The organism is Streptomyces sp. NPDC002499 (assembly GCF_053595415.1).
This window is the reverse complement of sequence record NZ_JBSFXO010000004.1, coordinates 142,065-154,519: the sequence shown is the minus strand read 5'-3', so window position 1 is coordinate 154,519 and position 12,455 is coordinate 142,065. Positions and strand designations below refer to the sequence as shown.

Annotated in this window: 10 protein-coding genes and 1 pseudogene; 6 read left to right on the top strand and 5 right to left on the bottom strand. The window is 68.5% G+C overall.

Features of this window, described 5'->3' with window-relative positions; all coding sequences use genetic code 11:
* Positions 1 to 3 precede the first annotated feature (3 nt).
* Positions 4 to 567 (top strand): hypothetical protein, encoded by a 564-nt coding sequence (locus ACWD5F_RS11710; RefSeq protein WP_451253415.1) that lies wholly within the window; start codon positions 4 to 6, stop codon positions 565 to 567.
* A gap of 113 nt (positions 568 to 680) precedes the next feature.
* Positions 681 to 947 (top strand): annotated as a pseudogene (locus ACWD5F_RS11705) (ATP-binding protein); the annotation flags it as partial.
* A gap of 273 nt (positions 948 to 1,220) precedes the next feature.
* On the opposite strand, the gene ACWD5F_RS11700 reads toward ACWD5F_RS11705, so the two are convergent.
* Positions 1,221 to 1,940 (bottom strand): hypothetical protein, encoded by a 720-nt coding sequence (locus ACWD5F_RS11700; protein WP_451253413.1) that lies wholly within the window; start codon positions 1,938 to 1,940, stop codon positions 1,221 to 1,223.
* A gap of 336 nt (positions 1,941 to 2,276) precedes the next feature.
* Here ACWD5F_RS11700 and ACWD5F_RS11695 point away from each other — a divergent pair, with 336 nt between their 5' ends.
* On the top strand, positions 2,277 to 4,109 hold the full coding sequence (locus ACWD5F_RS11695) for a discoidin domain-containing protein (protein ID WP_451253411.1): 1,833 nt from the start codon (positions 2,277 to 2,279) through the stop codon (positions 4,107 to 4,109).
* Positions 4,110 to 4,137: 28 nt separating this feature from the next.
* On the opposite strand, the gene ACWD5F_RS11690 is transcribed toward ACWD5F_RS11695, so the two are convergent.
* A complete protein-coding gene (locus ACWD5F_RS11690; protein WP_451253410.1) occupies positions 4,138 to 4,953 on the bottom strand; it encodes a FadR/GntR family transcriptional regulator in 816 nt (271 codons plus the stop codon).
* A gap of 46 nt (positions 4,954 to 4,999) precedes the next feature.
* Here ACWD5F_RS11690 and ACWD5F_RS11685 point away from each other — a divergent pair, with 46 nt between their 5' ends.
* Positions 5,000 to 5,872, top strand: coding sequence for a carbon-nitrogen hydrolase family protein (locus tag ACWD5F_RS11685; protein WP_451253408.1), 873 nt, complete (start codon positions 5,000 to 5,002; stop codon positions 5,870 to 5,872).
* A 61-nt stretch (positions 5,873 to 5,933) separates the two neighbouring features.
* Positions 5,934 to 7,310, top strand: a complete 1,377-nt coding sequence (locus ACWD5F_RS11680; protein ID WP_451253406.1) for an APC family permease — start codon at positions 5,934 to 5,936, stop codon at positions 7,308 to 7,310.
* 58 nt (positions 7,311 to 7,368) lie between these two features.
* Here the strand turns inward: ACWD5F_RS11680 and ACWD5F_RS11675 are convergent, their stop codons facing one another.
* Positions 7,369 to 7,665, bottom strand: a complete 297-nt coding sequence (locus tag ACWD5F_RS11675; protein ID WP_451253404.1) for a hypothetical protein — start codon at positions 7,663 to 7,665, stop codon at positions 7,369 to 7,371.
* Positions 7,666 to 8,555: 890 nt separating this feature from the next.
* Between ACWD5F_RS11675 and ACWD5F_RS11670 the strand changes: the two genes are divergently transcribed.
* Complete coding sequence (locus ACWD5F_RS11670; protein ID WP_451253402.1) at positions 8,556 to 10,328, top strand: helix-turn-helix domain-containing protein; 1,773 nt, start codon at positions 8,556 to 8,558, stop codon at positions 10,326 to 10,328.
* A 43-nt stretch (positions 10,329 to 10,371) separates the two neighbouring features.
* On the opposite strand, the gene ACWD5F_RS11665 is transcribed toward ACWD5F_RS11670, so the two are convergent.
* Both ACWD5F_RS11665 and ACWD5F_RS11660 read right to left on the bottom strand, forming a co-directional pair.
* Positions 10,372 to 11,028 carry a response regulator gene (locus ACWD5F_RS11665; RefSeq protein ID WP_451253400.1) on the bottom strand — a complete coding sequence of 219 codons (657 nt, stop codon included), beginning with the start codon at positions 11,026 to 11,028 and terminating at the stop codon, positions 10,372 to 10,374.
* Positions 11,025 to 12,365 carry a sensor histidine kinase gene (locus ACWD5F_RS11660; RefSeq protein WP_451253398.1) on the bottom strand — a complete coding sequence of 447 codons (1,341 nt, stop codon included), beginning with the start codon at positions 12,363 to 12,365 and terminating at the stop codon, positions 11,025 to 11,027. The genes ACWD5F_RS11665 and ACWD5F_RS11660 overlap by 4 nt, the downstream gene beginning before the upstream one ends.
* Positions 12,366 to 12,455: the final 90 nt, after the last annotated feature.

Below are 12,455 nucleotides of genomic sequence, written 5' to 3'. Positions count from 1 at the left end.
GCGATGATCCACAGCGAGGAGAGTGTCGCTGCCGAACTGGACCGAGTTCGGCAGCGCCCCGCGATCGAGTCGGCTCCGCCGGTTCTGGCCGCTTTCACCGTCGATGTACTCGAGGGGACCTCCGAGGCGTACGCGCTACGCGTACGTCGCGTCCTGTCGGCCGCCCTCCACCTGGCCTGTACGGCGGAGTTCGGCGACGAAGACCTGCCGACGGACGAGTTCCCCGACTGGTTCAAGACGGTCTCCGTCCGGGACGGTGAGATTCCGCCACAGGAATTCGCCCGACGCGGCCGCACCGCGTATGTGGACCGTAGCGGTGGAGGTCCTTGGTCCTTGCAGAACTGGATCTATCGGTTCGACCCGGAAGAGGATTCTCGCGGCTGGGAGTTCTGGGACATCGTCCAGGTGGGGCCGTCGCGGCTCCGCGTCTGGGTCGACAGCTGGGGGGAATCCTTCTTCGGCTCCCTTGAGCTGCTGTGGCTCCTGTACACGGCCGGTGCCACACACGTAGAGGGACCGGAAGTTCACAAGGCGGGTACGTGGGCGTCCGAGGTGCGCGATCGGTGACGGAGGCGGAGCAGGGGCGGATGGTGCGGGCGGCATACGCCGATTCCACGATCGCGGTGTAACTCCCGTGCGTCAGCGGGTTTCTGAAGTAGGCAGATCACACTTGGCGCTTCAGTGGAGTGCACCCGGTCTGGGGCGAACCGTCATACGTCGCGGTGGAATTGAAGCAGTGGAGTCAGGAACTGCCTCACGAACACGTGAATCGGCAGGCCGGAGCGGCATATTTGCAGAGCGCCACCGAGTTCGGCGTGAGCGGGCTGAGAGAGATCGAATGTGACGGCCACGGACTGCTCTTCATCGCGTGACGCCGAGGCGCCTTCCTCAACCACCTTCGTTCGAGGCTGAGCGACAAGCGCTTGGGAGCTCGGGCGGCGGACGAGACCGCTTGAGGCCGCGTGCGGCGAGTCGGGAACGGATCGCGTCTCCCTGCCGACAACGCGCAGGTGCCGCCCGCCCAGCCGTCAATGCTCGCGGTCTACACGATCACCGTCGGGTTCGTCTGCAGTATCCGAAGGCAGCTCGATTGGGCGCGGACTCGGACATCTTCGAGCGCAGCGAGCAGACCGTCTGGCCCGGCAGTGACGAAGACCCCGGCGTACAGCCTGACTCGTCTGCTGCTCTATGTTTTCCGCAGTCGCGCAGCCCCGGATCCACTAGGCCGTTGAGACGTGGAAGTTCATGACGTCGATCTTGGTGATCGCACGCCAGTCGTCCGCGCTGTACCCGTCCCAGTCCTTCGCCTTGCGGTCGGCCGGGAACTTCGCGGCCTGGTCGGAACCGACGAGGACGAGCAGGTAGGTCTCGCTGATTCCCTCGACGCCGGGATAACCGACCGGGTGGTTGTCGTCCTCCCAGCAGCCGCTGGACGTGGGGCTGACGGGTGTGCCCGGATAGAAGCGGCCGTTTCCCGGGTGTCCAAACTCGTCTTTCGAATCGGGGTCGGGCCGGGTGACGAGATAGAGGACCTGGCCTGCCGGGATGTTGAGGCCCATCTGCCCCTTGACGCTGATTTCGGGGCTTCTTGCGGGGCCGCCCACCTGCGTGTAGACGCGGGGCGCCTCGTGGTTCGCGAAGAGCGTCTCGTTGTAGCGCTGTGACGGCGGCTGATTCCACGAGTCGGCGAGCCGTTGCAGATCGCACGGGTCTTCGGTTTTGAGCTCGGGCGAGACCTGTGTGGAGATCGAAGAGCCGGTCGGCTGATCCTTGGTGTCACCGTCATGAGCGAACAAGGCTCCGGCGGTCGCGGCGCCTACGGCCGCCAGCGCGCTGATGGACGCGATCAGGATCCTGGTCCTGTTGGCGCTCCTGCCTCCCTCGCCCTGCGGTTCGTTGCTCGTGGTGTCGTCATCGGAGCCTATGTTGGTGCTTGTCACTTTCATCCCCCTCGTGCAGAAGTCTGTAATATCAGCGCTTTGTGTGACTCGTAAGAGGGTGTTGGAGTGAAGGGGGCGTGCGACTGCTAACACGTGCGCTGTTGTGTCAACTTCTGCGTGACACAGCTGAATGGCTCGGCAACCTGACGGCCTCCAAGTGACCGCCGCCCAAGTCAACCCCGCCCCGTCCCGTAACCGTTGCCGCGTCTCTTGACATGGACCAGACCAAAGGAACACGCTCCGGAGAGCGCTCTCACCTCCACCCCGCAGGGACACCACCTGACGGAGCATCGTTCAAGTGGTCCTCCTTGCCCCCCACAAGGGGAAGGAGCACGGATGTCCATCAGAGACATGAGCTCGCACCTGCTTTCGCTGTTTCCGCGCCGAAGAGGCAGGCGACGAACCGGCGTTGGCCTGCTCGCGGTGGTGTCGGCCCTCGCGACCGTCGCGCTGGCCGGTGCCCCCGCCGCCCAAGGAGCCTCCGCGCAGGCCCCGGTGACGACCATCGCGGCGCAGCCCGCAGCGGCCGCCGCCCCCGCCGCAGTACCGGCCCCGCCCGCCGGTTTCACCACCACCTGGAGTGACGACTTCTCCGGTGCCGCCAACACCGGGTTGGACACCGGGACTTGGCGTTACGACGTGGGTGAGGGCTGGACCTTCGGTACCGGTGAGGTCGAGACCATGACCAACAGCACCGCCAACGTTTATCAGGATGGCAACGGCCACCTGGTGTTGAAGGCTCTGCACACGGGCTCCGACCCCGTCGCCGGGTGGACCTCGGGGCGGGTCGAGACGCAGGCGGACGGGTTCGGGGCGTTGCCCGGTGGTGTCGTACGGATGCAGTCGTCCATTCAGCAGCCGAACGTCAACACGGCTAATGGTCTTGGGTATTGGCCCGCGTTTTGGATGTTGGGTTCCCCGTTGCGGGTCGGCACCGTCTGGCCCGGGTCCGGTGAGATCGACATCATGGAGGACATCAACGGCCGCAGTTCGACCTTCGGGACGCTGCACTGCGGTGTCAGTCCGGGCGGGCCGTGCAACGAGTCCACCGGTGTCGGATCCGGTGAACGCGCCTGCTCCGGCTGCCAGACCGGGTATCACACGTACGCCGTGGAGATCGACCGCTCCACCTCTCCCGAGCAGATCCGGTGGTATCTCGACGGGGCCCTGTTCTACACGCTCAGCTCCAACCAAGTCGACGCCACCGCCTGGTCCAACGCGGTCGACCACAGCTTCTTCATCATCTACGACCTGGCCATCGGCGGCGCCTTCCCGGCCGCTTACGGCGGCGGTCCCACCGCGGCCACCGTGTCCGGCGGTTCGATGAACATCGACTACGTCGCCGTCTACAACAAGGCGCCGGCCGGCACCACGGGCACCAACATCGCCCAGGGCAAGCCCACCACGGCGTCGTCGGCGGAGAGCGCCTCGTTCCCGGCGTCCAATGCCACCGACGGCAACATCAGTACACGGTGGTCCAGCGCGTTCAACGACCCGCAGTGGTTGCAGGTCGACCTCGGGGCCACTTACAACCTCACCCACGCGACGGTGATTTGGGAGGCGGCCGCCGCGTCGGCCTACCAGATACAGACCTCCGCGAACGGCAGTACGTGGACCACGATCTACTCCAACAACAACAGTCCACAACTGCTCCAGGACACCGCGCTGTCGGGCTCCGGGAGATACGTGCGGATCTATGCGACGGGGAGGAATTCGGCATACGGCGCCTCGCTCTACGAGTTCAGGCTCTACGGGTCGACCACCGGCGGGAACCCCGGGCCGGGGACGCTGCTGTCGCAGGGCAGGCCCGCCACCGCCTCCTCCTCGGAGAACGCCAGTTTCACCGCTCCGATGGCGGTCGACGGCAACACCGGTACTCGCTGGTCGAGCGCGTTCAGTGATCCCCAGTGGCTGCAGGTGGACCTCGGCGCCACGCACGCCATCAGCTCGGTGGGGCTCAACTGGGAGGCCGCGTACGGGACTTCGTACCAGATCCAGACCTCGGCCGACGGGGTGACCTGGACGACCGTCTACACCACCACGGCGGGAAGCGGTGGCAATCAGACGCTGGCGGTCACCGGTTCCGGGCGGTACGTGCGGATGTACGGCACCGCGCGTTCCACTCAATACGGCTACTCGCTCTGGGAGTTCCAGGTCTACGGCACCTGATAGCGCCCCAACCCCGCTGCCCTGCGGCTCAGTTCGTCAGTTCGTCAGGTCGTCCGTCCGTCAGTCCGACGAACATCGTGCTGTGCAGTGTCCGTACGTGACGGCACGCGATGTCGGCCGCCAGGGCGGCGTCACCCGCGCGCATCGCCTCGACCAGAGCCCGGTGTTCGTCGTTGGACTCGCGCAGGGCGGTGAGGGGGTAGGGGAGGTAGTACGCGTAGAGCCTGCGCAGGACGGTGGCGTACGTGTCCACGGTTTCGGCCAGGCCGGTGGTGCGGGCCAGGGCGAGGTGGAACCGTTCGTCGCAGGAGTGGAACTCCGCCCAGCTCTCCGCCTTGTCCATGACCTCGACGAGTTGGTGGAGTTCGTCGAGGTCCGCGGTGGTTGCGGCGCGGGTCGCGAGGTGGGCGATCCCGCACTCCATGACGAGGCGTTCGTCGATCAGGTGGTGCACCTCGGCGGCCTGCCCGCGGTACACCTCGGCGGCGTCCACGGCCTTCCGGGTCGGCTGCTCGGCCACCAGCGTGCCGCCCTTGCGGCCGCGTCTGCGCTCCAGGACGCCGTCCGCACAGAGGGAGCTGAGCGCGCGACGCACGGTGATCTCGCCGACGTCGAGCGCCTGGGCGATGGCGTCGGTCGGCGGCAGCCGCTCGCCGGGGGAGAGCAGTCCGAGATCGACCGCCATGGCGATGCGGGCGCGCACCGTGTCCAGGGCCGTGAGTCGGCGAATGCCTTTCAGCTTGGGCGAGTTGAGGGAGAGATCGATCTCCTCGGTGCTCGCCGGTGCGGGTTCGTCCGGGGTGCCGACCATGCCCTCAAGATAGCGGCCAGGAAAAGTGCTCATAATGAGGCCATTGTATAAGGGCTCATCTTGAGCTAATTTCCTGCGTATGTCCCGACCGCTCCCCGTCGCCCTGGTCCAGGCCCCTCCCCGCCTGGCCACGGACCCCCTGTCCGGATTCGCCGCCGACGTCGAGGGTGTGCTGGCGCGCTTCCCGCAGACCCGGCTGATCGCCTACCCGGAGCTGCACCTGTGCGGCGTCGACGGCCCGGCCGTCGAATCCGAGAGCCTGCTTCAGGCCGCGGCGGAGCCTCTCGACGGCCCGCGCGTGAAGCTGCTGGCCGAGCTCGCGGGAGATCTGGGCGTCTGGCTGTTCCCGGGCACCGTGTGCGAGCGCGGCGCGGCCGGCGAGCTGTTCAACACCGCCCTCGCCTTCTCCCCGCAAGGGCAGCTCGCCGCCCACTACCGCAAGGTCTTCCCGTGGCGGCCCTACGAGCCGCACGCCCCCGGTGACCGCTTCGTCGTCCTCGACCTCCCGGAGGGCGGACGTATCGGATTCGCGATCTGCTACGACGCCTGGTTCCCGGAAGTGGCCCGTCACCTGGCCTGGATGGGCGCAGAGGTGATCGTCAACCCGGTCATGACCACCTCGGCGGACCGCGCCCAGGAACTCGTCATCGCCCAGGCCAACGCCATCGTCAACCAGGTCTACGTCGTCAGCGTCAACACCGCGGGCCCGATCGGCACCGGGCGCAGCATCGTGGTCGATCCCGAGGGGCGCGTGCGTGTCCAGGCGCCCGACTCCGGGCCGACCGTGCTGACCGACGTCCTCGACCTGGACGACGTAAGACGTGTGCGCACATTCGGCACGGCCGGCCTCAACCGCATGTGGGACCACTTCACCGACGCCGACGTTCCCATCGAACTTCCGCTGTACGACGGCCGGATGGACCCGCGTCGCTGGCGGCCCGCCGACGACTGACCCGCTCCTTCCTTGGCCTTCTCGTCCCCGCCCTCCTCGTCCCCGTCGCGCAAGGAACGCCATGTCCGCTCCCGCCCCCGCTCCCACCCTCGCCCGCAGTCTGACCCTGAGATCCGTGGTGGTCTTCGGGCTGGCCTACATGACCCCGATCATCGTGCTGGGCACGTACGGTGTCGTCGCGGACACCACCCACGGCTCCGTACCGACGGCCTATCTACTGGCCTTGGGCGCCATGCTCTTCACCGCGCACAGCTACGGGAAGATGGCCGCGGCCCACCCCGTCGCCGGGTCCGCCTACACCTACGTACGGCGTTCCATCGACTCCAGAGTCGGGTTCCTCGTCGGCTGGGCGACCCTGCTGGACTACTTCTTCCTGCCGATGGTCATCTGGCTGATCGGCGGGGCCTATCTTCAGGCCGAGTACCCGTCGGTTCCGTTCTGGGTGTGGATCATCGGGTTCATCACGATCACCACCGCGCTCAACATCCGAGGCATCAAGACCGCGGAGCGCGTGAACGACCTGCTGATGATCTTCCAGGTCCTGGTCGTCGGGATCTTCGCCGTGCTGTGCCTGCGGCACGTCTTCCAGGACCAAGGGGCGGCGGGGCTCGTCAGCGCCACGCCGTTCGGCAACGACGCGACCACCCTCGCGGGCATCTCCTCCGGTGCCGCCCTCGCCGCCTATTCCTTCCTCGGGTTCGACGCGGTCACCACGCTGACCGAGGAGACCATCGAGCCGCAGCGCACCATTCCCCGCGCCATCCTGCTCATCGCCCTGATCGGCGGCGGCATCTTCGTCGCGGTCGCGTACGCCACGCAACTGGCCCACCCCGGCTACGCGTTCACCGATCCAAGCTCCGCCGCGTTCGAGATCGCGAAGGAGATCGGCGGCGACCTGTTCTCGTCCCTCTTCGTGGCGGGTCTGATCGTCGCGCAGTTCGCCTCCGGGGTTGCCGCGCAGGCCAGCACGTCGCGGCTGCTCTACGCGATGGGCCGTGACTCGGTACTGCCCCGGAAGATCTTCGGGCGGATCCACGCCAAGTACCGCACCCCTGCGCTGAACATCCTTCTCGCGGGCGCGGTCGGCCTGATCGCGCTGCGCCTGGACGTCGCCACGTCCACGTCCTTCATCAACTTCGGCGCCTTCACCGCCTTCACCTTCGTCAATCTCGCCGTCATCGCCACGTACGTCCGCGAGCGCCGCGCGGGTCGGCGGCCGGCCGTGTGGTCGTATGTCCTTATCCCCGCGGTCGGTGCCGTCGTCGATCTGTGGCTGCTGGTCCATCTCGACAGCAAGGCCCGCACGCTTGGCCTCATTTGGCTGGCTCTCGGGGTCTGCTACCTGGCCTACCTCACGAAGGGGTTCCGGAAGGCGCCGCCGGAGATGACCTTCGACGAGGACGCGATGCCGGTGGAGGAGCCGCAGGCGACGCGTTAGCTCGGTGCCGGGAGGCGGTGCACTGCCCGAAGGGAGTGCACCGCCAACGCCTGGACGGCTACGCGGAAGCCTCGGGTTCCGTTACGTAGCCTTCCGTCCAGTGGTCCTCGTCGATCACCGCCTCTTCCACATAGAAGCAGTTGGGCTCTTCGGCGAACCCAGGAAGCAGCCGGGCGCGCTCGATGCGGCTCTGGGCGGCGTCCCGGCTCGAATAGGTGCCGAGATGCTTGACGTCGTCACCGGCTTCTTCGTCGGACCAGAAGTCGTCGGGTTCCGTGAAGTGCCGGACCACGCCGTCCTCTTCGGCCTGATGATGCACGTGCCACAGCAGATACACCTTTGAGGGTCCGTTCATGCGGTCTCGTAGCCTTTGCTTTCTTTCCTCGGGCGGTCGAGCGGAATACAGGTACTTCTAGTTGCGGGAGAGGTACTTCCGCACCTTGTTGTAGATCGAGCCGGGCCCCTTCTTGTAAGGCGGGCGGTAGCCGCCGTGCTTCATCACCCGGTCCGTCGCCCATGTTGACCGGGTCGCCGGTCTTGCCGGTGGCGACGAGATCGCCGTCGGGGCCGTCGACGTTGCGGGCCAGGACTCCGCTGGCGGTGTTCTCCACGATCCAGCGCGGGGCGTCCGGGTGCAGCGGCCCGTCCTCTTCGAGTTCGCGGGTGCCGGCGTCGTTGTGGAGAGTGACGGTCGACAGCAGCTAGGCGCGTTCGGCGGAGGACAGGTTGATGATGCCGAGCGCGGTCGGTCCGGCCCGCTGGTCGGCGGTGGCGCCCAGGGCCAGTTCACGGTTGCCCGCGCTCAGGCTGCGCACGGTGTTGCCGAACTGGTCGTACTCGGTGATCCCGATGTGGTGACGCGGGGTGACCGAGTCGACCTCACGGCCGGAGGCGTTCAGGTAGTGGATGTCGGCGGGGGTGTAGCTTCCCGCGGTCAGGGAGCCCGGATGGGGAGACCGCCCTGCATGTCGATCCCCGGCCCGGAGCGCCCCCCGCGCGCCCCGGACCGGAGGTCCCGTTCTGACCCTGCCCCCAGGTCGGTGTCAGAACGGGTGGGTGGGCGCCGTCGTCGCCCCGGGATTGCACGAAGTCATGGGCAGTGCTCCTGTTCTGCCGGTGGGCAGGCACAGGGGCCCGGTAGGCTCCGGCACCAACAGATTCGTTCGTGAGCGCGCCGGTCTGCAGGGGTGGGCTGTTGCCAGTGGCATTTTGGCAACACGTGGCGGACGGTGCGCTGTTGGGGGGATGATCATCGAGCACGACGGATTCGGTGCCGAATTGCGTCGGCGCCGCATCGCGGCCGGCCTCTCGCTGAGCGAGCTGGCCGGCAAGGTGTACTGCAGTCGAAGCTTCCTGAGCCGTGTCGAGAACGGGCGGCGCAGGGCCTCACTGGAGCTGGCGCAGTTGTGTGATGAAGTGCTGCGTGCCAAGGGGGCGTTGGTCGGTCTGGTGCCGGCGCCGGGGTCCGACACCCAGCAGAGGGCTGGTCGGCGTGGTTCCGGCGAGCGGACGATCGACCTGGTCAAGTCGCCCCGGAGAGAGCCGGGTTCGGCTCCCGCCCAGGACCGTGCCGAGTTTCGGCGGTTGTTGCGGCGCGGTGATCTCAGTCATGCCGCCGGTGAGATGCGGGACGCCGAGCGGCACTACACCGCCGCCTTCCGCAGCGCCGCCGGGGATTCGCGTGCGCAGGCCGAGGCCGTGATCCGGATGGCTCGGCGGTGGTCCGATCCCGGGCAGGTCGACCGTGAGTTGTTGCAGTCGCTCCGGCGGTGTCTGGCCGCGTTACAGGGCGATGACAGCATCGAGGCCGCGGGCCTGCGACTGCGTCTGGAAGCCCACCTGGCGAAGAAGACGTCCCTGGCGGTCAGTCAGGACACCGCGGCGGGCCTGGCCGGTCCCGGCGAGGGGGCGCGGCTCGCCGAGGACACGCTGCGCCGATTACCCGACGTCGGCGACGACGAGGTGCGCTGCGAAGTGCTCACCGAATGCCGGTGGGCCCGCTACGACTTCATGTCCGCTCCCGACGCGCTCGTCCTCTCCGAACAGCTCCGCGACGCCGCCGCCCGGCAGGACTCGCCCTACTTCCGTGGCGAGGCGCTCATGGCCCTCGCCATCGACCAGTTGCGCAACGGCAAGATCTTCAGCGGCCTGGCCACCGCGAACCAGTACCGCAAGCACGCCGCCGACACCCACAGCACCCTCGTCGTCTGGCAACAGCGCACCCTCGACGCCCTGCTCGACCTCTGGCACGGCCGCTTCGACGCCGCCGCGGACTGGGTTTTTCGCGAGTCCCTCGAATTCACCGAGCTTCTCAGTGCCGACTTCGCCGTACCCGCCGACAATCTGCGCCAGACCCGGCTCGGCCAGGCCTACTGGCTGCTGCGTCAACAGGGGCGGCTGGCCGAGCTGTTCACCTCCGACCTGGCCGGGGACGTCGAGCGGCACGCCTACTTCCCGATCTGGCGCGCCGGTCTCGCCCTCGCCCTGTGCGAGACCGGGCAGTACGCGGAAGGGGCTGATCTCTTCCTCGGCTGCGCCGCCGACGTCGAGCTGTTTCCGCCGTCCGGCTGGGCCGTGCCCACCCTCGTCATCCTCGCGGAGGTCTGCGCGGCGCTCGATCTGGAGGGGGGATTCGAGGGGGAGTTGGCGCAGGTGGTTCCTCAACTACGTGCGCATCTCTCACCGCACGACGGTGAGCAGATCGCGCTCGCCGGGTGGCCCACCGTTCTTCTCGGTCCGACCGCCCGGGCCTGCGGGTTGCTCGCCCTGGCCGCCGGGGAGCCGGAGACTGCGCTCGAACACTTTCGGCAGGCGGAGGTCCCGGCCCGTTCCTCCCAACCGGAACTCGCTCGCCTCCGCCTGGCCCGTGCCCGTGCGCTGCGCCGGGCCGCGGGGCAGGGGAGTGAGCAACACGCTGTCCGGTTGTTGCGGGAGGCGTCGCGCGGGGCCGAGGCGTACGGGATGTCGTGGTTCGGCGGGCAGAGCCAGGCGCTGTTGGACGACCCCCGGCGGAGTTGACGGTCCGGAAACGGTGGCTCCCCTCAGGTCCCGTCCGGTTCCTTCAAGCCGGCCTGACCAACCCGGTGTCGTACGCGAAGATCACCGCCTGCACCCTGTCCCGCGCCTCGATCTTCGTCAGGATCCGGCCGATGTGGGACTTGACCGTGGATTCCGCGAGGTGGAGTCGGTCGGCGATCTCCTGGTTGGTCCAGCCGGTGGCCATCGCCGTGAGGACCTCGCGTTCGCGGGCGGTGAGGTCGTCGAGTCGGCGTTGTTGGCGGGGGCTGTGGCCGGGGAGGCGGTCGCTGAAGGCGTCGATGAGTTTGCGGGTGAGGCCGGGGGAGATCACGGCGTCGCCGGCGGCCACCGCCCTTACGCCGGCGACGAGTTCGTCGGGCTGGGCGTCCTTGAGCAGGAAGCCGCTGGCGCCGGCCCGCAGGGCGTCGTAGGCGTGCTCGTCGAGGTCGAAGGTGGTCAGGACCAGGATGCGGGAGCGGCCGCCGGACTCGACGATGCGGCGGGTGGCCTCGATGCCGTCCATGCCGGGCATGCGTACGTCCATCAGGACCACGTCGGGGCGGAGTTCGGCGGTCAGGCGGACCGCCTCGCTGCCGTTGGCGGCCTCGCCGACGACGTTCATGTCGGCGTGGGCCTCCAGGAGCATGCTGAAGCCCATGCGTTGCAGGGCCTGGTCGTCGACGATGAGCACGGTGGTCATGAGGGGTGCTTCTCCGGGGAGTTGGGCTGTGGAGTGGGGACGAGGAGCGCGTGGACGGTCCAGCCGCCGTGGGTGTTGGGGCCTGCGGTGACGTTGCCGCCGTAGAGGGTGGCACGCTCTCGTATGCCGACCAGGCCTCGGCCATCTCCCTTGCGGGGGACGCCTGTTGACGAGGGGCTTCGGGCCGGGCCGGTGTCCTCGACCGTGATGTGGACGGCGTCCGGGGTGGCCGTCAGGGTCACCTGGACCGAGGTGTCGGGGGCCGCGTACTTGACCGTGTTGGTGAGCGCCTCCTGGACGATGCGGTAGACGGAGAGTTGGAGGCCGGGGGCCAGGGCGGTGAGGGCGCCGCGGGTGTCCAGGGTGACCGTGGGGCCGGCGGCGCGGACCCGGTCGAGCAGGTCGTCGAGGTCGGACAGGCGTGGTTGCGGGGCGAGTTGGGAGTCGCCCGGACGGTCGTCCTCGTCGCCGATGACCGCGAGGAGCCGGCGCAGTTCCGCCAGCGCGTCGCGGCCGCTCTCGCTGATGATGCGCAGGGTCTGGGCGCCGCGTTCGGGCTTGGTCGCGGCGAGGGCGGCGGCACCGTCGGCCAGGCCGACGATGACAGCGAGGGTGTGGCCCAGGATGTCGTGCATCTCCCGGGAGACGCGCGCGCGTTCGCGGGCGGTGGCCAGGTCGGCCTGCTGGTCGCGTTCGTGGCGCAGGGCGTCGATATAGGCGTTGGCCACTCTGCTGACCAGCCCCAGCGCGGCGACGGCCGCCAAGGCGGTCATGGCCAGGAAGGTGACCACTTCCGGTCGCGAGGACTGCACCATCTGATCGCCCCGCCAGATGATGGCGGCCCACCACCCCAGTACCGCCATGGTCACGACGAGGGCCAGGACCACCTGGCGCGGGGTGCAGAGGCGACCGACGTGGAACAGGGCGACGACGCGGGCCGTCTCGGCGCCGGAGACCACTCCCAGCGGGAGGGCCGCGACCGCCGCCGCGGTGACGAGGGCGAACACCAGCAGGGGCCGGCGTTCCCGCCACAGGAGCGGGACGCAGAAGGCGAGGAGGAGCGCCAGCTGGGGCAGGAGGGCGCCGTTGAAGGGGTTGAGGAAGGACAGGACGCCGCAGAAGGCGCAGAAGGCCGGTACTCCCCAGTGCCGGACCTGGGGGCGGGCGGTGTCGGCCCGTCGCCAGGCGGCGAGCCGGAAGACGAGGGAGGCGATCACGCGTTGGTCGGCGTCGGTGGTCAGCCTCTCCAGGATCCGCTCGTCGCCCGGGCGGCCGTAGACCGATGAGGTTCCCGGCTGCTCGCGCGAGCCGGCGGGCCTGGAGGAGCGTGCGGTCACGGGGATCCTTCGCGGGTCGGGGACCGCCCGCCGGTTCCGGGGGGAACGAACCGGCGGGCGGGGTTTCGTCAGTTCTGTTGTGCCAGTTCT

Coding starts and splice junctions, on each gene's coding strand:
- ACWD5F_RS11710 (WP_451253415.1), top strand. CDS start 4: ATGATCCACAGCGAGGAGAGTGTCGCTGCCGAACTGGACCGAGTTCGG.
- ACWD5F_RS11695 (WP_451253411.1), top strand. CDS start 2,277: ATGTCCATCAGAGACATGAGCTCGCACCTGCTTTCGCTGTTTCCGCGC.
- ACWD5F_RS11690 (WP_451253410.1), bottom strand. CDS start 4,953: ATGAGCACTTTTCCTGGCCGCTATCTTGAGGGCATGGTCGGCACCCCG.
- ACWD5F_RS11685 (WP_451253408.1), top strand. CDS start 5,000: ATGTCCCGACCGCTCCCCGTCGCCCTGGTCCAGGCCCCTCCCCGCCTG.
- ACWD5F_RS11680 (WP_451253406.1), top strand. CDS start 5,934: ATGTCCGCTCCCGCCCCCGCTCCCACCCTCGCCCGCAGTCTGACCCTG.
- ACWD5F_RS11675 (WP_451253404.1), bottom strand. CDS start 7,665: ATGAACGGACCCTCAAAGGTGTATCTGCTGTGGCACGTGCATCATCAG.
- ACWD5F_RS11670 (WP_451253402.1), top strand. CDS start 8,556: ATGATCATCGAGCACGACGGATTCGGTGCCGAATTGCGTCGGCGCCGC.
- ACWD5F_RS11665 (WP_451253400.1), bottom strand. CDS start 11,028: ATGACCACCGTGCTCATCGTCGACGACCAGGCCCTGCAACGCATGGGC.